Annotated in this window: 19 protein-coding genes; 6 read left to right on the top strand and 13 right to left on the bottom strand. The window is 62.8% G+C overall.

The features are described 5' to 3' along the window. The first annotated feature begins 263 nt into the window (after nt 1–263). From rbfA to AC3A6F_RS02375, 5 genes are all read left to right on the top strand, one after another. The gene (gene rbfA, locus AC3A6F_RS02355; RefSeq protein ID WP_487678348.1) at nt 264–704 is read left to right on the top strand and encodes a 30S ribosome-binding factor RbfA; all 441 of its coding nucleotides are present in this window, start codon (nt 264–266) and stop codon (nt 702–704) included. Next, nucleotides 701–1627, top strand: coding sequence for a tRNA pseudouridine(55) synthase TruB (gene truB / locus AC3A6F_RS02360; protein WP_487678349.1), 927 nt, complete (start codon nt 701–703; stop codon nt 1625–1627). The genes rbfA and truB overlap by 4 nt, the downstream gene beginning before the upstream one ends. Before the next feature lie 238 nt (nt 1628–1865). After that, nucleotides 1866–3701, top strand: coding sequence for a translational GTPase TypA (gene typA / locus AC3A6F_RS02365; RefSeq protein WP_487678350.1), 1836 nt, complete (start codon nt 1866–1868; stop codon nt 3699–3701). 225 nt (nt 3702–3926) lie between these two features. Continuing rightward, nucleotides 3927–5219, top strand: coding sequence for an AAA family ATPase (locus tag AC3A6F_RS02370; RefSeq protein ID WP_487678351.1), 1293 nt, complete (start codon nt 3927–3929; stop codon nt 5217–5219). Nucleotides 5220–5231: 12 nt separating this feature from the next. Next, nucleotides 5232–5852: an RloB family protein gene (locus AC3A6F_RS02375; protein ID WP_487678353.1), complete on the top strand. Its 621-nt coding sequence runs from the start codon at nt 5232–5234 to the stop codon at nt 5850–5852. Nucleotides 5853–6192: 340 nt separating this feature from the next. On the opposite strand, the gene fliD is transcribed toward AC3A6F_RS02375, so the two are convergent. The 13 genes from fliD to flgB form a co-directional block, all read right to left on the bottom strand. Next, entirely contained in the window at nt 6193–7521 is a 1329-nt protein-coding gene (gene fliD, locus AC3A6F_RS02380) for a flagellar filament capping protein FliD (RefSeq protein WP_487678354.1), read from the bottom strand. A gap of 147 nt (nt 7522–7668) precedes the next feature. Beyond that, nucleotides 7669–8715 (bottom strand): hypothetical protein, encoded by a 1047-nt coding sequence (locus AC3A6F_RS02385; protein WP_487678355.1) that lies wholly within the window; start codon nt 8713–8715, stop codon nt 7669–7671. Between the two features lie 5 nt (nt 8716–8720). Then, nucleotides 8721–9635, bottom strand: a complete 915-nt coding sequence (gene flgL, locus AC3A6F_RS02390; protein ID WP_487678356.1) for a flagellar hook-associated protein FlgL — start codon at nt 9633–9635, stop codon at nt 8721–8723. Nucleotides 9636–9642: 7 nt separating this feature from the next. Beyond that, complete coding sequence (gene flgK / locus AC3A6F_RS02395) at nt 9643–11043, bottom strand: flagellar hook-associated protein FlgK (RefSeq protein WP_487678357.1); 1401 nt, start codon at nt 11041–11043, stop codon at nt 9643–9645. A 115-nt stretch (nt 11044–11158) separates the two neighbouring features. Further along, on the bottom strand, nt 11159–11503 hold the full coding sequence (locus AC3A6F_RS02400) for a rod-binding protein (protein WP_487678359.1): 345 nt from the start codon (nt 11501–11503) through the stop codon (nt 11159–11161). Next, nucleotides 11503–12612, bottom strand: a complete 1110-nt coding sequence (locus AC3A6F_RS02405; protein ID WP_320473044.1) for a flagellar basal body P-ring protein FlgI — start codon at nt 12610–12612, stop codon at nt 11503–11505. The genes AC3A6F_RS02400 and AC3A6F_RS02405 overlap by 1 nt, the downstream gene beginning before the upstream one ends. A gap of 7 nt (nt 12613–12619) precedes the next feature. Then, on the bottom strand, nt 12620–13273 hold the full coding sequence (gene flgH, locus AC3A6F_RS02410) for a flagellar basal body L-ring protein FlgH (protein ID WP_487678360.1): 654 nt from the start codon (nt 13271–13273) through the stop codon (nt 12620–12622). Continuing rightward, nucleotides 13273–14058, bottom strand: a complete 786-nt coding sequence (flgG, locus tag AC3A6F_RS02415) for a flagellar basal-body rod protein FlgG (RefSeq protein WP_487678361.1) — start codon at nt 14056–14058, stop codon at nt 13273–13275. The genes flgH and flgG overlap by 1 nt, the downstream gene beginning before the upstream one ends. Before the next feature lie 33 nt (nt 14059–14091). Then, the gene (locus AC3A6F_RS02420) at nt 14092–14817 is read right to left on the bottom strand and encodes a flagellar basal body rod protein FlgF (RefSeq protein WP_487678362.1); all 726 of its coding nucleotides are present in this window, start codon (nt 14815–14817) and stop codon (nt 14092–14094) included. Between the two features lie 9 nt (nt 14818–14826). Next, entirely contained in the window at nt 14827–16014 is a 1188-nt protein-coding gene (locus AC3A6F_RS02425) for a flagellar hook protein FlgE (RefSeq protein ID WP_487678363.1), read from the bottom strand. An 11-nt stretch (nt 16015–16025) separates the two neighbouring features. Further along, nucleotides 16026–16709, bottom strand: a complete 684-nt coding sequence (locus AC3A6F_RS02430) for a flagellar hook capping FlgD N-terminal domain-containing protein (RefSeq protein ID WP_487678364.1) — start codon at nt 16707–16709, stop codon at nt 16026–16028. Nucleotides 16710–16711: 2 nt separating this feature from the next. After that, nucleotides 16712–17116, bottom strand: coding sequence for a flagellar basal body rod protein FlgC (gene flgC, locus AC3A6F_RS02435; protein ID WP_320473050.1), 405 nt, complete (start codon nt 17114–17116; stop codon nt 16712–16714). A 10-nt stretch (nt 17117–17126) separates the two neighbouring features. Continuing rightward, nucleotides 17127–17486, bottom strand: coding sequence for a flagellar basal body rod protein FlgB (flgB, locus tag AC3A6F_RS02440; RefSeq protein WP_487678365.1), 360 nt, complete (start codon nt 17484–17486; stop codon nt 17127–17129). Between the two features lie 113 nt (nt 17487–17599). Here flgB and flgA point away from each other — a divergent pair, with 113 nt between their 5' ends. After that, complete coding sequence (gene flgA, locus AC3A6F_RS02445) at nt 17600–18262, top strand: flagellar basal body P-ring formation chaperone FlgA (protein ID WP_487678366.1); 663 nt, start codon at nt 17600–17602, stop codon at nt 18260–18262.

An 18262-nucleotide genomic window follows, 5' to 3' on the forward strand; every position in this document is an offset into this window, starting at 1 on the left:
CACGCCGTTGGCGTACCATGGGGCCAGGACGCTTCGCGGCAATGCCGCGGAGGGCCTGGCCCTTTTTTCCATCGGGTCCCGACCTGAGCACGTCGTTCCCGCCCTCGCCGGGCGCCTTGGCGGGAACCCAAGTTTGTTCGCTTAACCGCTACCCGCAAGCGCAGCTGCTGAGCTAAGAAACTTGGGTCCCCGCCAAGGCGCCCGGCGAGGGCGGGGACGACGGTGATTTGAAGCTAACAAAAGAATAAAGTAGTAAACCCATCATGGCTAAACACAGTAAAAGCATCCCACAGCGCGGCCTGCGCGTGGCCGACCAGATCCAGAAGGACCTGTCGGAACTCATCGCCTTCGAACTGAAGGACCCGCGCGTCGGCATGGTCACCATCAGCGAAGTCCAGCTGACCCCGGACTACGCCCACGCCAAGATCTATTTCACCCTGCTCAAGGACAGCGCGGAAGACGTGCGCCAGACCCTGGAAGGCTTGAACAAGGCCTCCGGCTACCTGCGCAATATGCTGGGCAAGCGCCTGCACATCCATACGCTGCCGTCGCTGCACTTCCTGCACGATACCTCGACCGTGCGCGGCCTGGCGATGTCGGCCCTGATCGACCAGGCCAACGCCACCCGCGCCAAGGACGATCCGGAGTCGAATCCCGAATTGCATCCCGACATGCAGGCAGCCGACCCGGCGGACAAAGAGTGAACGGACGTCCCGCGAAAAAACCGCGCGACCTCGTCGATGGCGTGCTGCTGCTCGACAAGCCGGTCGGCCTGTCGTCGAACGACGCTTTGATCCGTGCCAAGCGCGTGCTGAACGCGAAGAAGGCCGGCCACACCGGCACGCTCGACCCGTTCGCCACCGGCTTGCTGCCGCTGTGCTTCGGCGAAGCGACCAAGTTCTCGCAAGACCTGCTCGAGGCCGACAAGACCTATGAAGCGACGGTCCACCTGGGCATCATGACGACGACCGGCGACACCGAGGGCGAGGCCATCGAGACCCTGCCGGTCGACGTCACGATCGAGCAGATCGAGGCGGCGCTGGCGCGTTTCCGTGGTCCGATCCAGCAGGTGCCGCCGATGTATTCGGCGCTCAAGCGCGACGGCAAGGCCTTGTATGAATATGCGCGCGAGGGCATCACGCTCGAGCGCGAGGCGCGGCCGGTGACCATCCACGCGCTGTCGATGATGGCCTACGATGCGCCATTCCTGAAGATCCGCGTCACCTGCAGCAAGGGCACGTATGTGCGCGTGCTGGGCGAGGACATCGGCGCCGCGCTCGGCTGTGGCGCGCACCTGAACGCGCTGCGCCGGATCGAGGTCGGTGCGCTAGACGTCACCGGCATGATCACGCTGGACGAACTGCTGGCGCACCCGGATCCGCTCTCGCTGCTGCGGCCGGTCGATGCCTTGCTGTCCACCTTCCCGTCGATCGAACTGGGCTTTGAGCTGGCAAGGCGTTTCCTGCAAGGCCAGCGCCTGGCGCTCGGCAAGGAAGATGTCGCCGTGCCGGAACAACAGGGCAGGGTGCGCATCTACCACGACGGCCGCCTGCTCGGCACCGGCCAGCTGGGCGAGTATGCGATCCTGGCGCCGGAGCGCCTGATCTCGACGGCGGCGCCGGCCTGACGCCTTGTGCGAGCCCTTGCCTGAGCGCATGTCATGCGCCTGTCACCGGCAGCGGCTAAGCTGCTGCGGTGACGACGCGCCGGCAGTCCGCCAAAAAATCGTGTCTTTCCCGCGCAAGATTCAGACTGGGCGGCTTCCCGTGCTATACTAGTCGGTTTCCGTAATCTGTTTCAGTAAGCGGCAGCATCGGACTTGCAGTTCCAGTACATCCTGTACTCCACGCTACTTCTCAAAAATCATGTCAAACACCAAACGCGCGATTCGTAATATCGCAATCATTGCCCACGTTGACCACGGCAAGACCACGCTCGTCGACCAACTGCTGCGTCAGTCCGGCACCTTCCGTGAGAACCAGGCCGTGGACACCCGCGTCATGGACTCGAATGATCTCGAGAAAGAGCGCGGCATTACCATTCTGTCGAAGAACTGCGCCGTCGAATACGAAGGCACGCACATCAACATCGTCGACACCCCGGGCCACGCCGACTTCGGCGGCGAAGTGGAACGCGTGCTGTCGATGGTCGACTCGGTGCTGCTGCTGGTCGATGCGCAGGAAGGCCCGATGCCACAGACCCGCTTCGTGACCCGCAAGGCGCTGGCACTTGGCCTGAAACCAATCGTCGTCGTCAACAAGGTCGACCGTCCGGGCGCACGCGCCGACTGGGCCATCAACCAGACCTTCGAACTGTTCGACAAGCTGGGCGCGAACGACGAGCAGCTGGACTTCCCGATCGTCTACGCTTCGGGCCTGAACGGCTATGCCGGCCTGGACGAAAGCGTGCGCGAAGGCGATATGAAGCCGCTGTTCGACGCCATCCTGAAATACGTGCCGGTGCGTGACGACAATCCGGACGGCCCGCTGCAGATGCAGATCACCTCGCTCGACTACTCGTCGTACGTGGGCAAGATCGGCATTGGCCGCGTCAACCGCGGCACCGTCAAGACCGGCCAGGACGTGCTCATCATGAACGGTCCTGATTCGACCCCGATCAAGGGCCGCATCAACCAGGTGCTGAACTTCAAGGGCCTGGAGCGCGTGCTGGTCGACTCGGCTGTCGCCGGCGACATCTGCCTGATCAACGGTATCGAAGACATCGGCATCGGTTCGACCGTCTGCGCCGTGGACACGCCGGAAGCGCTGCCGATGCTGACCGTCGACGAGCCGACCCTGACCATGAACTTCATGGTCAACAACTCGCCACTGGCCGGCCGCGAAGGCAAGTTCGTCACCAGCCGCCAGCTGCGCGAGCGCCTGGAACGTGAACTGAAGGCCAACGTCGCGCTGCGCGTGCTGCCGACCGAAGACGACACCACCTTCGAAGTCTCGGGCCGCGGCGAGCTGCACCTGACGATCCTGCTGGAAAACATGCGTCGCGAAGGCTTCGAACTGGCTGTCTCGCGTCCGCGCGTCGTGTACAAGATGGTTGATGGCGTCCGTCAAGAGCCATACGAGAACCTGACCGTCGACGTCGAAGAAGCCAACCAGGGCGGCGTGATGGAAGAACTGGGCCGCCGTCGTGGCGACCTGCAGAACATGGAATCCGACGGTAAAGGTCGCGTGCGTCTGGAATACCTGATCCCGGCCCGTGGCCTGATCGGCTTCCAGGGCGAGTTCATGACCCTGACCCGCGGCACCGGCCTGATGAGCCACGTGTTCCACGAATACGCCGCCGTCGACAACAGCAAGGGCGAACTGGCTGGCCGTCGCAACGGCGTGCTGATCTCGCAGGACGACGGCGCCGCCGTCGCCTACGCGATCTGGAAGCTGCAAGACCGCGGCCGCATGTTCGTCGAGCACAACACCCCGGTGTACGAAGGCATGATCATCGGCATCCACTCGCGCGACAACGACCTGGTCGTCAACCCGATCAAGGGCAAGCAGCTGACCAACGTGCGTTCGTCGGGTACCGACGAAGCAGTGCGCCTGGTGCCGCCGATCCAGATGTCGCTGGAATACGCCGTCGAGTTCATCGAGGACGACGAGCTGGTCGAGATCACCCCGAAATCGATCCGCCTGCGCAAGCGCTACCTGAAAGAGCACGAGCGCAAGAAGGCTAGCCGCGAAGGCGCGTAAGCCTTGTTGGGGAAGCTTGCGCTGCCTCAGGTTGAAAAAGTCCCGCTCACGTAGCGGGATTTTTTTAATAGGTGCTTGGGACTGCTATGTAGTGTTATGGCGACACCCCTGCGTCCGTATGCGTCGAACATAGGGATTTTGCAATCAATTGCAAAAAAAATGCAATTGAGCTGCCAATCAGCGATAATCTAGCCTATACCCTCCCACTACGAACGGATTTTTTGCATGTTAGTTGAGTTCTCGATAAGTAATTTTCGTTCGTTCCGCGAACGTCAGACATTGTCGATGGTCGCGGCTCCAAGGCTACGCAAGAGGGAGTGCCTACTCAAGCCAGACCTTGACGGCGAGCGTTTTCCAGATCTCCTCAAGGTTGCCGCAATTTACGGGCCAAATGCCTCGGGAAAATCTAGCCTGATGATGGGGTTGGAAGTTCTTCAGACAATGGTCAATCGTATGCCGCAAGCGGAAAATCGCGCGCTGCCTGTTACCCCGTTCCGTTTTGATGCATTTCTCTCTACAGAGCCAAGCAGATTCGAGACGCATTTTATTACTGGACGTTGTCGTTACCAATTTGAACTTGCGTTAACGAAGGACAGAGTCGTGGAGGAGCGTTTAGTGGCATACCCGCGCGGTGTGGAAACTCTTTTCTATGAGCGACAATTTAGAGATGGTGTTGATGTCTATCGGTTTGGCCCGGAGTTTGAAGGCGGGGAAACTGTTCATAATGCATGGAGGATGTTGACGAGTCCTCAAATATTGTTTCTTACGCAGGCTGTTGCTAATAGCAGTGAGGAACTTCAACAGTTGCGGGTGCCGCTTAAATGGTTGCAACGAGATTTTTCGGTGCTGGATGATAATCAAATGAACTCTTGGTCTCAGCTCGTTCAGATGATTGGTGTGAATCTACCTGTTCTTGGCGATAAGATCTCAACCTACCTGCAAGAACTTGATGTTCCGGTTACTGGTATAAAATTTCAGAATGAGAAATCCGATGAGGCTATAACGTTTGAAGATAAATCACTGACCGAAAAGCAAAGAAGTTTCATCGAAAGCGTCAGGAGCCCAAAGAAAACCACGCTCACTCATACTACTGATCTGGGGAGTGCCGAGTTTGATTTAAGCGAAGAGTCAAAAGGGACAAAAAATCTTATTGGATTTTACGGTCCATGGTCGATGTCTGAGCAGCATGTAGTGATGGTGGATGAATTTGATAGCAGCTTGCATCCAGAGATTGTAGTTGCGTTGGTGAAAAAGTTTCTGAGAACGGACGGACAGGGACAGTTGATCTTTACAACACATGACACCCACTTGATGGACTCACGCCTCTTGCGGCGAGACCAGTTTTGGTTAACTGAGAGAAATAGGTCAGGCGCTACTCGATTACGTTCGATCTACGATTTTGCCGGACGGGAAAGCGAAGATGTTGAAAAACGTTACTATGAAGGTTACTATAGGTCGCTTCCTGCGGTAAACTCGTTAGACGACGCTGGTAAGGATATAACTACACATGCAAATTGAGATGAGATAGCCATGGGGAGATCAGTCCAGTCTTTTGAGCGCAGAGCAAAAAAATATGTGGTCGGCGCTAAAGTATTAGTAATTTGTGAGGATTTAAAATCCTGTAAGATATATTTGGAAGATGCTAAACGACATTTTGATGTTGATGCAAAGATTGATGTCGCGCACATTGGGTGTACCGATCCTTTGAATATTGTTAAGCATGCGCTTGATAAGAGTAAGCAATTTGACTCTATATATTGTGTCATCGATCGAGATACGCATGAGACTTTTGATGCGGCGTGCGACCTTCTACGTGGACGGAAGTCCAATGTTGAGCTAGTTGTGAGCTATCCGTGCTTTGAATTTTGGCTCTTTCTCCATTATCAATTTTCGCGAAAAGGTTACCATCGGTCTGGTAATGACTCGCCAGGTGCTCAAATGTTTTCCGACTTGCAAAAAATTCCGAGTATGGCTGATTATGCGAAGGGGCAAGCTAAAGGTCTATTTGCTATGCTGCTTCCCAGGCTGGGGACGGCAAGGAGTAATGCGCATAAAGTTATAGCGGATGCTATTGAGGTAAATGAGCTCAATCCTAGCACTCGAATGCATGAACTTTTTGATGCATTCGAAGCTTTAGCTGCGATACGTTAGACATTGGCTGGCAGGTATTAAATTCTTGATTAATAGGTTTAAATTAGCGAAAAGCGTGACGAGCAACGGGTTGACGGCGGACTCATCGAGCATGACGAAGTCGGGCACTTAATTCTGCCGATCAAGTTATAGTGGGAATAAACCATTAAGTTTATCGACAGTGACGAACTGATCGAGTTCACGTTGAAGTCGTCCGCCTGGGCAAACGTCACCTGAATTGGCTCTAGAGTGAATAGGCCGGTCGCGAAGCCACTTAGTTAGGAGCTATTCCGGCGGTCTGCGCCGCACCAAGGATAAAAAATCCCGCTGCATGCAGCGGGATTTTTTTATTCGAGACGCCTTATGCCATGTAATCGAACAGCGACATCGGCCGCCCCGCACCGCCGCCGAACAACAGCCCGGTGCCGCTGCCGGCCATCTGGTATTGCTGGGCCATGAGCGTGGCCTGGCGGGTCACGGTGTCGATCACCTTGTCGCGCTGGTCGAGCAGACGGTCGCGTTCGCGCAACACGCTGGCCGCTTCCACGCCCAGGGTGCCGCTGGTGCCGATCTGCTTGTCGACCTGGGCCACCAGGCGATCGGCCAGGCCGCCCTTGTCGCTGAATACCTTGTTGGCGCGCGCCGGGTCGGCGGCGATGGCCGCCTTGAGCTTGTCCTCGTCCAGCACCAGTGCGCCATCCTTCTGCGTGATGCCGAAGCTGGCCAGGTCACGCACACTGCTGCTGTTGACGATGTTGCCGATCTGGGCTTTCATGCGCAGCAGCGTGGTGTCGGAGCGGTCATCGCCCGTTTCCAGCTTGCCCAGTTGGGTGTTCAGCTCATTGAAGGCCTTGACGAAATCCTTGACGTTGCCGGCAATCGCGGCCGGATCGCTGCGCACCTCGACCTCGCTTTTACCGGTCTCTTTCAGGGTCAGGTTCAGGCCAGGGATGGCGTCGGTGACCGAGTTGGTGGCGGAGGTGACGGTCTTGTCGCCGACCACCACGCGCGCATCCTGGGCCGCGGCCACCTGCTGCATGCCGCCTTCCTTGCCCGGCTGGTAGGCGAGCAGTCCTCCCAATACCGGGTCGCCGGCGACGCTGATGCGCATGCCGTTGGCGGCGCCCGTCTCGCCGGTCAGGCTTAGCGAATAGCCGTCGCCATCCTTGGCGACTTCGGCATCCAGGCCGGCCTCGCGCATGGCCTTGGCAATGCCTTCGAGGCTGCTGTTGCTCGGATCGATGCGCACCGTGGTCTTTTTTGCATTGGCGCCGGATCCGGTTTCGACCGTGATCGTGCTGGCGCCGCCACTGCCCAGCGCCGCATTCTTGTCCGCCACCGCCTTGGTCTGCAGCTTCTGGCCCTGGGCCAGCTGCTGGACGTCGACCGTGTACTTGCCGGGCGTGGCGGAAGCGGCGCTGAGCTTGGCCGTCAGCGCGCTGCCGCTGGCGGTCGCGAGCATGTCGAGCTTGCCGCCGGTGAGGCCGGCCGCGACCGAGCGGAAGCCGTCCAGCGCCAGCGCCATCTTGCCGATGGACGACAGGCGTGCGTCGTCGCGCTTGACCTGGGCGTCGAGGACTTTCAGGCCGGGATTCTGGGCCAGCAGCGACTGCGTCAGGTTGGTGCGGATGTCGCCGTATTGCCTGGCGGCGGGCTGGGACGCGAGTCCCGTGGTGGAAGTTGTCAGCATGGCTCGATAATCCTGGTTGGGAATGCCGTGCAACCGAAGGTCGCTACCCTTGCTTTATCGCATGAAAATACGATCGTGAACAGTCATCGATTGTATCGGTGGCCGGAACGGTCAAGCCCCGGCCACCCGTGTGCGACCTGGCCCGGTTCAGCGCAGGCCGAGCAGGGCGGTCACCCGGTCGCGGCTGACGCCGACCAGGGCCGAGGTGATGGCCAGCAGCGAATCGTAGTCGTGGCTGGCGGCGGTGGCGGTGAAGTCCTGGGCGATCATGGCCAGTTCGGCGGTCGGGATCTCTGGCTGGGTGTTGCGCGCCATGGCGGTGCTCAGCGCCAGCGAGGCCGCGTCCTGCGAGCGGCGCACCCGGGCCAGCGCCTGCACCACTTCGCGCAGGCTCTGGCGCAGGGCGTCGGGATTGCCCAGCTCCCAGTTCTTTGGGTCGAGGGCGGCGGGCACGGGCATCGTGTCGACCCGGCCGCGACCGGTGACCGCGATCGCGTCCTTGATGCCGGTGAACGTCGATTCGCGCGTGGTAAACACCAGCTCGCCTTCCTGGTCCAGGCCCGCGCGCACCTTGACCGGGGCCAGGGTGCGGTCGAGGCGGTGGGCGATTTCTTCGGGCGTCATGCCGGGCTCGATCGTGGCCGCCAGCTGTGGGCCGCCGGCGCTGCCGACCGAGAAGCCCATGGTCTGGGTGCCGCCGTTGCGCAGCGCGGCGATGTTCATGCCCTGGATGCGGAAACGCTGCTGGGCGCCGGCCACGGCGTCGAAGTCGAGCGCGGCGTCGACGCCGTCGCCGGCCTGCTGGCGGCGGCCTTCCAGCGCCGCCGTGAGCTGGCGCACCCGCGCTTCGAGTTCGCGCGAGGCCGCCGCGCCGCGGCTCGACAGGCGGGTGCTCAGGTCGGCCTTGAGCGACTCGAGCTGGCTGGCCATGCGGGCCAGGTAGTCGAGCGCCTGCTGGGCGCGTGCGACCTCGCTCTGCAGGTTCTGGTTCATGCCGATGCCGCGCCGCAGCGGGCTCGAAGTCGGCGGAGTGCGGGTGATGGCGCGGCTGTCGGCGTCGAGCGGTGGCACGGCGTGGGCCCTCCCGGTGGCCGAGGTGCTCTGGGCGCCGGTGTTGCCGCTGACGGCGGTGCTGTTAGCGGTGGCGCCCGAGGCGGTCGGGCTGGTGGCGGCTGGTCTGGAGAGTGCTTCCATGGCCGTCAGATCGCATTGAACAGCGACAGGTTGCCGATCTTGGCATAAGCCTTGTAGGTCGCCTGCAGGGCGGTCGAGTAACCGTTGAGCTCAGTGGCGGCGACGCCGACGTCGAGCGCGCCGATGTCGGTGATCGCGATCTTGTTCGACAGGCTGATGTTGGTATGGTTGTCGTCCAGGGTCTTGATGATGTTCTGGCGTCCGCCCAAGTCGGCGATCTTGCTCGAGATCAGGGCTTGCGCGGTGTCGAAACCAGCCAGGTTGGCCGTCAGCACGGCGCGTATGGCCGGATCGTTGGGCGTGGCGCCCGGCTGCGACATGACATTGATGGTGGCATCGATCTGGTTCAGCAGTTTCTGCAGGCCATCGAGGTTCTCGTTGGCAGGCTGGGTCAGGCCATTGCCGACCACGACGTTCTGCGCATTGGTATTGCCCGCGAAACTATAGCGCGAACCGACCGGCAGGGTGTCGTTGTAGGCCAGCGGCGCGGTCTTGGTCAGCGTGCCGGCGAACAGGTAGTTGCCTTCCTCATCGATCGTATTGGCGGTATGGAGCAGGCTGTCGCGCAGCGATTGCAGCGGCGCGATCATGGCCTTCAGGTCGTCCGGCGTATTGGCGCCGTCCAGGGCCCACACCAGCTGGTCGCGGCCCGGGATCATCTCGGTGATCATATTGCTCAGGTAGCCCTCCGACTTGGTCAGGCGCAGCTGGAGCGAGGCGATATTGCTGCGGTACTGGCCGACCGTGGATTCCTCGCGCGCCAGGCGCGACAGCCGCACGCTGTCGACCGGGTCGTCCGAGGGCAGCAGGATGCGCTTTTGCGTATCCAGCTGGCGCATGATGTAGCTGAGCCGGTCCTGGTTGTTCTGAAGCGACTGGTTCATCGTCGATTGGTACTGGGCGGTGGCGATACGCATCATGTTCTCCTTACTGCATCATGGCCAGGGTGGCGTCGAACAGCGAATTGGCGATCGAGATCACCTGCATATTGGCCTGGTACATGCGCTGGAACTCCACCAGCTTGACCGCTTCTTCGTCTTCGTTGACGCCGCTGGTCGACTGCCAGTCGTTGATCGACTGGACGCGTACGGTCTCGGCGGTCTTCAGGGCGGCCTTGTTGATCTTGCTGTCCACGGCCAGCTTGCCCAGCATCTGGGTGTCGGCGTCGCTCAGCAGCACGGTGCCGATATTAGTCAGTGTGATCGACTGGCTCTTGAGCGCGGCCAGTTTTTGCAGGTTGCCCGTGTCGCCCGGCGTGCCGTCGCTCGAGAACGCGAGATCCTCGGCCTTGAAGCCGACGACGGTCTTGAGCATGTTCGAGCCACTGCCCGGGGTGTACACGAACAGCGGGCTGCCAGGTTCCTGCGGCAGAGTCGGGTCAGCGGGATTCGGCCTTCCGGTAGTGCCTCCAGCCAGTGTGGTATTGACGAGATTGGCAATATGCTCGGCCAATTCGTCGACATCTTGCTGCAGCGGCAGCAGGGTATTAATCTCGAACTGGGTCAGCCCGCCGAGCTGGCCGCCCATCTTGCTGGCGTCGAGCGTGAAGGTCGAGTTGGCGAAGGCGATCGAGAACGCCTGCGGCGAGTCGGCGGTCGGGGCCGCCTTGAGGGTACCGTGCATGCTGCCGATCACCAGCGCCTGGCCGCTCTTGAGCGAGACGTCGCGGCTGCCGTCGCCATTGTCCGAGACTTCGAGCGCCATCTTGTTCGACAGGTCGTCGATGGCCTGGTCGCGCGCGTCGATCAGGCTCGAGGCCGATACGCCGCCGGCCTGGGTCTCGATGATCTGCTGGTTCAGGCGGGCGATGGTGGCGATGTCGACGTTGGCCGAGTCGACCAGGGCGCTGCGCTGCTGGCGCACCGAGGTCAGCTGGGTGTTGAAGACGTTGTTCAGGCCGTTGAAGCGCTCGCCCATCAGGCCAGCGGCGGTCAGCACCTGCTGGCGCAGCGGGGTCGAGCCGGGGTCGCCCGCCACCGCATTGACTGCCTTGAAGAAGTCGTCGATGCCGGCCGACAGGCTGGCCGAGGCGTCGCCCATCAAGCTTTCGAGCTGGGTCAGGTACTGCTGCGACTGCGAGTACACGCCCTGTTCCGAATTGGCGCGCCACATCGCCTGGGTCTTGTAGTTGTCCGAGAAGCGCAGCAGCGAGGTCACCTGCACGCCGTTGCCGGCCGAGCGGCCGCTGGCGTCCGGACCGACCGCCATCAAGAGCGCCGACTGGCGGGTATAGCCCTTGGTCTGCAGGTTGGCGATGTTGTGGCTGCTGGCCGACAGCGCGATCTGGGCGGCGAGGGCGCCGGAGAGGGCATTATTGATGATCGTCATGGTGCGAATTCGTCCTCGAGACAGGTTAACCTGTAAAGGCGACCGATTATTGCTGTCTATTAAGTTTTTTATATAAATCGGATCGCGCCCGGGATCCGATCCGTTTGTCCAACTTCTAGCGCTTGCCGGTACCGGCGCCCGGTACCAGCTGGCGCAGGATGGCGTCGGCGATGCCAAAGGCGCGCTGGCCGGCCATGTTACCGGCTACCAGGTCGTCAGCCATGTCCTGCATGTCCTGGTTGACCCGGTTGTTGAAGACGCTATCCTCGCTCGCCATTTCACGGGTCGAGGCGCGCATCGTGCGCAGCATGTGGCTGATGAAGAAGCGTTCGAACTCGACCGCGGCCTGGGTGGCTTTCGCCACATAGGCCGGATCGTGTTCCGCCTGGCCGGCGGCGGGGGCGACCGGCGCCTCGCTGGCGGTCTTGAGCGCGTCGTTGCGCAGGTCGTCGATGCGCATCAGATCACCACCAGTTCACCTTCGATCGCGCCGGCCTGGTCGAGGGCCTGCAGGATCGCCATGATGTCGTCGGGCGAGGCGCCCAGGCTGTTTACGGTATCGATGATGGTCTGCAGGCGCGCGCCCGGCGGCCAGCGGAACATCTGGCCCGAGCCCTGGTCGACCGACAGCTTCGATTCGGGCGTCACCGCAGTCTGGCCGCGCCCGAACGGGCCCGGCTGGCTGACGTTCGAGCTTTCCGAGATGATCACCTTGAGCGAGCCGTGGGTTACGGCGGCCGCCTTCACGCGCAGGCCGTCGGCGATGACGACGGTGCCGGTGCGCGAATTGAACACGACCTTCGGCACTTCGATGCCCGCTTCCACGCTGATGGCGTTCAGGCTGGCCACGAAGGCCACGCGCTCGGTCGGGTTCTCGGGGGCGATGACTTCGACGCTGGTGCCGTCGAGGGTCGTGGCGATCGGGCCGTAGCGCTTGTTGATCGCATTGACCACGTTGGTGGCGGTCTCGAAGTGCGGCTGGCGCAGGCGCAGCATCACTTGCGGGCGGGTCGCGAAATCGGTCGCGATCTCGCGCTCGATCAGGGCGCCGTTCGGCACCCGGCCGGCGGTCGGGGTATTGACCGTGACCGAGGAGCCGCTGCGGCCGGTGGCGTTCAGGCCGCCGACCACCACATTGCCCTGGGCCAGGGCGTAGATCTCGTTGTCGGCCGCGCGCAGCTGGGTGAGCAGCAGGGTGCCGCCGCGCAGGCTCTTGGCGTCGCCCAGCGACGAGACGGTGACGTCGATGGCCTGGCCGCGGCGGTAGCCGGGCGGGAAGGTGGCCGAGACCATGACGGCGGCCACGTTCTTGTTCTTGGCGTCCTCGCCTTCCGGCAGGCGCACGCCGAACTGCTTGAGCATATTGATGACCGACTGGCTGGCGAACTTGACCTGGGTCGAGTCGCCCGAGCCACTCAGGCCCACCACCAGGCCGTAGCCGACCAGCGGGTTTTCGCGCACGCCTTCGACGCTGACCAGGTTGCGCAGGGCTTGCGCGGCGCTGGCCGGAAGGGCGGCGCAGCCGAGGGCGGCGGCGAGCAGGAGCGGAACGATTCGGTGCAGGTTCATGTGATCCTCAGAACGGCATCAGGGGGCTGTTGAAGAAGCGCGTCAGCCAGCCTGGCTGGTTGGCGTCGGCCAGCGCGCCGCGCGCCGAGTAGGCGATGCGGGCATTGGCCACGCGCAGCGAGGACACGCGGTTGTCGGCATCGACGTCGGCCGAGCGCACGAAGCCCTTCAGGCGCACGAATTCCTCGCCCTGGTTCAGCATCAGGTTCTTTTCGCCGGCCACGCGCAAGAGGCCGTTGGGCAGCACTTCCTGCACGATCACGGTCAGCGAGCCGGACAGGGCGTTCTGCTGGGTGCTGGTGGCGTCGCCCTGGAAGTCGCGCTCGGCGGTGATGTCGACCGCCGCCTTGTCGTAGACCTTGCCCAGCGCCGCCAGCGGCGAAATGCCGATCGACGAGCCCTTCGAGATGCTGGTGCCGGCGCGCTTGCTGGCCTGGGTCGTCTCTTGCAGGATCACGGTGACGGCGTCGCCCACGCGGTAGGCGCGGCTGTCCGAGGTCAGCGAGACGGTGTCGGCGGTGAACACGCCGCCCGAGACGCCCCCGCGCGCCATGCGCTGCAGCGGCATGAGGTCGTCATCGTCGTCGCGCATGGTGACCTGCGCCGGCGTGGCGCAGCCGGCCAGCAGGACGATGCCGAGAGCGGCGGCCAGGGCTTTCATCAGCGTGCCGCCTGCGACAGGTATTGCAGCATATTGTCGGCTGCCGACAGCACCTTGGTGTTCATTTCGTAGGTGCGCTGGGCGGCGATCATGTCGACCATCTCTTCGACCACCTGCACGTTCGAGCCTTCCAGCGCGCCCTGTTTCAGCGCGCCGAAGGCGGCGTCGCCCGGACGGCCTTCGTTCGGCGCGCCGCTGGCGGCGGTTTCCTGGAACAGGTTGTCGCCCAGGGCCAGGAGGCCCGTCGGGTTGATGAAGGCGGTCAGGTTGATCTGGCCGATTTCCTGTGGCGCCGGCTGGTTCGGGAAGGTCACCGAGACCACGCCGTTCTCGCCGATGGTGATGCCGGCCGCGTTTTGCGGAACCGTGATCTGCGGGACGATGGCCAGGCCCTGGGCATTGGTCAGCGTGCCGTTCGGGTCGAGCTTCAGCTGGCCGGCGCGGGTATAGGCCGGTTCGCCGTTCGGACGCAGCACCTGCAGGAAGCCCGCGCCCGAGATGGCGACGTCGAGCGGCTGGCTGGTGGTCTGCAGGCTGCCGTTGGTGAACGCCTTCTGGGTGCCGACCACGCGCACGCCGTTGCCGAGCTGGACGCCGCCGTTGACGGTGTTGTCGGCGTTCTGGGCGCCCGGCTGGGCGTCGACCTGATAGAACAGGTCTTCGAACACGACGCGGTCGCGCTTGAAGCCGACGGTGTTGACGTTGGCCAGGTTGTTGGCGATCGCCTGCAGCTTGGCATCCTGTGCCTGCACGCCGGTCTTGCTGATCCACATTGCTGGATTCATGGTTGCTCCCTGTTTGGTTGTCCGGCGCGTGGATTACGCGCCGAGGAGCCGGTTGCCCGACTCGTTCATGCTGTCGCTGGCCTTGAACATCTTCATCTGCAGCTCGAAGCTGCGGTTCAGGCTCATCACGGCAACCATTTCTTCCACCGCCGAGACATTGCTGCCCTCGAGGGCACGGCCGCGCACGGTGACGTTGGGGTCGGCCGCCAGCTGCTCGCCGTCGCGCGGCACGATCAGGCCGGCCTCGTTCTTGGCCAGCTGGGCGCCGTCGGCGCTGACGAGGCGCAGGCGGTCGATGATCTGGGTCACGGTGCCGCCTTCCGGCATCACCGAGATGGTGCCGTCATTGGCGATGTCGACCGCGGTGTGCGGCGGCAGCACGATGGGCCCGCCTTCGCCCAGCAGCGGGCGGCCGTTGACCGACAGCGCGCCGTTGGCGTCGATGTCGATCGCGCCGGCGCGGGTATAGGCTTCAGCGCCGTCGAACTCCACCGCCAGGTAGCCGTTGCCGTTGACCGCAACGTCAAGCGCGCGGCCGGTGTCGCGCACCGCGCCGGCGCGGGTCGAGACGGCATCGGCCATGCCGCGCGACAGGTGCACGTCGTCGTAGCCGTAGCCGGCCAGCGCCTGGGTTGATGCCAGCTCGATATTGGCGCGAAATCCTGGGGTGTCGGCATTGGCCAGGTTATTGGCGCGCACCTGCTGTGCTTGCAGGGTGCGCTGGGCGCCGCTGACGGCGGTGAAGATGAACTTGTCCATGGCTTATGCTTACAGCGCCTGCATCAGCGATTGCATCATCTGGTTCTCGGCGGTGATCACCTTCGAGTTGGCCTGGTAGTTGCGCTGCGAGGTCATCAGGCCGACCAGTTCCGAGGTGATGTCCACGTTCGAGCCTTCCAGCGAACCTTTGGACAGCTTGCCGGCAAGGCCGACGCCCGGGGTGCTGTACAGCGGCGCGCCCGAATTGGCGTTGGCGATCCAGGTGGTGTCGCTGGCCGGGGCCAGGCTGCCTTCGTCCGCGAAGGTGGCGATCGCCACCGTGCCCACGACCTGCTGCTGCTCGTTGCTGTATTTGGCAACGATCGAGCCATTCTCGGACAGTTCCACGCCGACGAAGGTGCCGGAGGCGTAACCGTCCGCTCGGTTGGTCGTGGTCGTTGCCTCGCCGGCGAACTTGGTGGTGCCGGTATAGTCAAACGTGAAGTTCAGCGGAGCTGCGCTCGCTGGCGTCAGGTTGATGACCGGGCTGGTTCCGCCGGTCGTCAACTGGCCAAGGCCGTTGAAGGTCAGCGTATTGGTGTTGGCCGGGACCGGGGCTGCGCCATTGACGCTGTAGTGTACGGCGACCGTGGTCGGCCCCGTCTTGACGAAATACTGCGATACCGTGTGCTGGGTGCCAACCGAGTCGTAGACGACTGACTGCTTGACCATATTGTAGCTGTCGGCATTGGCCATATTGAATGGCGCAACGGTCGGGTTTTTCCAGTCGTCAGACATATTGCCGGTGTAGGCGACCTTGGTGGAGGCCACAGCAGGGATCTGGCCGGTCGGAATCTCGATGTCGCCCATGGTGCCCATCACGCCATTCTGAGTCGGGCCATAACCCTGGACACGCTTGCCGGTGGCATCGACCAGGAAGCCGTCGGCATTGGTGCTGAAGATGCCGACGCGCGAGTACGAGACCACGCCCTGGGCGTCGCGGCTGGTGAAGAAGCCGCGGCCGAGAATGGCGGCGTCGAGGCCGCGGCCGGTGGTCTGCAGGCTGCCATTCTGGCCGATGTTCTGAGTCAGCGAACCGACCTGCACGCCGTTGGCCATGTCGCCGGCATACACCGACGAGAAGTTGGCGCGGCTGCTCTTGAAGCCGTAGGTGCCGGCGTTGGCGATATTGTTCGACAGCGTGTTGAGCTGCTCGTTGATGGACTGGATGCCCGACAGGGCGATATTGAAGCTCATGGGGGAATCCTTTAGTTGGTGAACGCCAGGTCGGCGGAATTGTTTTTACCGTTGAAACCGGTGATCCAGCCCGGCTCGACTTCGCCGACGCCAGCCACCTGCATCAGGATGCCGCCGGTCGAGTCGAGGCGCACGCTGTTCAGGCGGCCGTTGACCTCGATCTTGGGCTTGGTGCCGTCCGACGCTTCGGCCGCGATGCTGTACTTGCCAGCCGGCAGGCCGAGCTTGGCCGGATCGAGCGTGAATTCCTGGCCGCCGATGCCGTGCGGCGGCAGTTCGACCTTGGTCTGCTTGCCCGCCACGTCGGTCAGGATCACATGGGTGAGGGTGCTGGCGCCTTCCAGGCGCACGCTGCCGGTGATCGGGGTGTCGCCCAGTTCCACGCGGCTCGTTTCGACCGACACCTGGCTGCCGACCTGGCCGCCCATCGCGAGCACCTGCAGGCTCTGCAGCATGGTGGCGCTGGCGGCGGTGGTCTGGGTCATGTTTTCCAGCGCCTCGGTCTGCGACAGCTGCGACAGCTGATTGACGAAGGTGGCCGGATCGGATGGCGCCAGCGGATCCTGGTTGCGGATCTGCGCCACCAGCAGCTTGGTGAACATGTCCTTGTTCTCGCTCATCGGCACGCCGGCCGGGCGGTCGCTGGTGGTGCTGTAATTGCTGCTGAAACCGAAGTTATTGTTGGTGGTGACCATGATCAGCTTTCTCCCATCCGGATCAGGGACTGTTGCATCGACTTGATGCGGCCCATGACCTCGACATTCGTTTCGAAGGCGCGCGAAGCGGCCATCATGTCGGCCATCTCGGCCACTTCATTGACGTTGGCGTAGTACACCATGCCGTCGGCGTCGGCCAGCGGGTTATCCGGCTCGTGCATGCGGCGCAGCGGCTCGCTCGATTGCACCACGTCCAGCACCTGCACCTTGGCCACGCCTTCGCCGTCGAGCATGGCGGAGAACACCGGTTTCCTGGCGCGGTAGGCCTCGGCTTCGGTAGTGGCCGCGGCATTGGCGTTGGCGAGGTTACTGGCGATCGTGTTCATGCGCACGGTCTGGGCCGCCATGGCCGAGCCGGCGATCTGGGAAATGTCTTTAAAACTCATTCAGCGCTCCTTATTGGCCGGTGATGGCTTTGTTGAGGCCGCGCAGCTTCATATTGATGAAGGTCAGGCTGGTCTGGAAATCGGAGGCGTTCTGCGAAAAGGCGGCCTGCTCCACGCCGATCTCGACGGTATTGCCGTCGGCGCTCGGGTGGAAGGGGACGCGGAACAGGGGACCATCTTCCGACAACGTCGGCGCGCCATCCTCGGCATCCATCCGATCCTGCATCACGGCGGCGAAATCGAGGTCGCGCGCCGTATAGCCAGGCGTGCTCTCGTTGGCGATGTTCGCCGCCAGCACGCGGGTGCGCTCGGCGCGCAATTGCAGCGCATCGGCACTGACGCCGAGCGCTTCCTTGAAATTAATCGACATGGCGATTCTCCGGTGAACTGCTGTGAGTTTGGTTAGAATGGGCCTTTCCGCCTGACCCGTATTGTCCAATGATTGCTTTCCGCAAGGCAACTCTAAGTATTGTAACCTGTCTGTTGTGCACCACAGCAGCGGCGGCGCAAACTCTTTCCGTAGAGATAGAACAAGCGGCGCGCGAGCAACTCGAGAAGGGCGCCGACGCCATCGGGCTGGGCGATCCCCAGTTCGACCTGACGGTCTCGAGCAGCCGTCCGCCGCCAGCCTGCAAGGGGCCGGTGACGGTCGAGGCGATCGATACGCGCCAGCCGGCGCGCATGCGCTTCGTGGCGCGTTGCCCCGATGGCAATGGCTGGCGCCACGATTTCGTGGTGCGCGCCCGCATCTCTGCCCTGGTAGCGGTGACGGCGGCGCCGGTGGCGGCCAACCGCGAACTGACCGAGGCCGACGTCACGCTCGAGCGGCGCGACATCAGCCAGGTGCGCGATCCGATCGGCATGCTCAATGAAGCCGTCGGCCAGTCGAGCCGGCGCAGCCTGCGCGCGGGCGAGGTCCTGCGCGCCAGCCAGCTGGTGGCGCCGATCGTGGTGAAACGCGGCGAGGCGGTGGTCATGACCGCGCGACAGGACGGCATCGAGGTCAGCATGGCGGGCGAGGCGCTCGACGCCGGCGCGCGCGGCGCCGTGGTGCGGGTCAAGAACAACGCCAGCGGCCAGGTGGTGCGCATGCGGGTTCTGGGCGCCGGCGCCGTGCAGCCTATCGACATGCCGCTGGGCGAATAA

It is taken from the genome of Massilia sp. Soil_C_3 (assembly GCF_057657035.1).

What these genes read in the sequence shown, in the direction of transcription:
- rbfA (WP_487678348.1), top strand. Translation starts at nt 264, where the DNA reads ATGGCTAAACACAGTAAAAGCATCCCACAGCGCGGCCTGCGCGTGGCC.
- typA (WP_487678350.1), top strand. Translation starts at nt 1,866, where the DNA reads ATGTCAAACACCAAACGCGCGATTCGTAATATCGCAATCATTGCCCAC.
- AC3A6F_RS02370 (WP_487678351.1), top strand. Translation starts at nt 3,927, where the DNA reads ATGTTAGTTGAGTTCTCGATAAGTAATTTTCGTTCGTTCCGCGAACGT.
- AC3A6F_RS02375 (WP_487678353.1), top strand. Translation starts at nt 5,232, where the DNA reads ATGGGGAGATCAGTCCAGTCTTTTGAGCGCAGAGCAAAAAAATATGTG.
- fliD (WP_487678354.1), bottom strand. Translation starts at nt 7,521, where the DNA reads ATGCTGACAACTTCCACCACGGGACTCGCGTCCCAGCCCGCCGCCAGG.
- AC3A6F_RS02385 (WP_487678355.1), bottom strand. Translation starts at nt 8,715, where the DNA reads ATGGAAGCACTCTCCAGACCAGCCGCCACCAGCCCGACCGCCTCGGGC.
- flgL (WP_487678356.1), bottom strand. Translation starts at nt 9,635, where the DNA reads ATGATGCGTATCGCCACCGCCCAGTACCAATCGACGATGAACCAGTCG.
- flgK (WP_487678357.1), bottom strand. Translation starts at nt 11,043, where the DNA reads ATGACGATCATCAATAATGCCCTCTCCGGCGCCCTCGCCGCCCAGATC.
- AC3A6F_RS02400 (WP_487678359.1), bottom strand. Translation starts at nt 11,503, where the DNA reads ATGCGCATCGACGACCTGCGCAACGACGCGCTCAAGACCGCCAGCGAG.
- AC3A6F_RS02405 (WP_320473044.1), bottom strand. Translation starts at nt 12,612, where the DNA reads ATGAACCTGCACCGAATCGTTCCGCTCCTGCTCGCCGCCGCCCTCGGC.
- flgH (WP_487678360.1), bottom strand. Translation starts at nt 13,273, where the DNA reads ATGAAAGCCCTGGCCGCCGCTCTCGGCATCGTCCTGCTGGCCGGCTGC.
- flgG (WP_487678361.1), bottom strand. Translation starts at nt 14,058, where the DNA reads ATGAATCCAGCAATGTGGATCAGCAAGACCGGCGTGCAGGCACAGGAT.
- AC3A6F_RS02420 (WP_487678362.1), bottom strand. Translation starts at nt 14,817, where the DNA reads ATGGACAAGTTCATCTTCACCGCCGTCAGCGGCGCCCAGCGCACCCTG.
- AC3A6F_RS02425 (WP_487678363.1), bottom strand. Translation starts at nt 16,014, where the DNA reads ATGAGCTTCAATATCGCCCTGTCGGGCATCCAGTCCATCAACGAGCAG.
- AC3A6F_RS02430 (WP_487678364.1), bottom strand. Translation starts at nt 16,709, where the DNA reads ATGGTCACCACCAACAATAACTTCGGTTTCAGCAGCAATTACAGCACC.
- flgC (WP_320473050.1), bottom strand. Translation starts at nt 17,116, where the DNA reads ATGAGTTTTAAAGACATTTCCCAGATCGCCGGCTCGGCCATGGCGGCC.
- flgB (WP_487678365.1), bottom strand. Translation starts at nt 17,486, where the DNA reads ATGTCGATTAATTTCAAGGAAGCGCTCGGCGTCAGTGCCGATGCGCTG.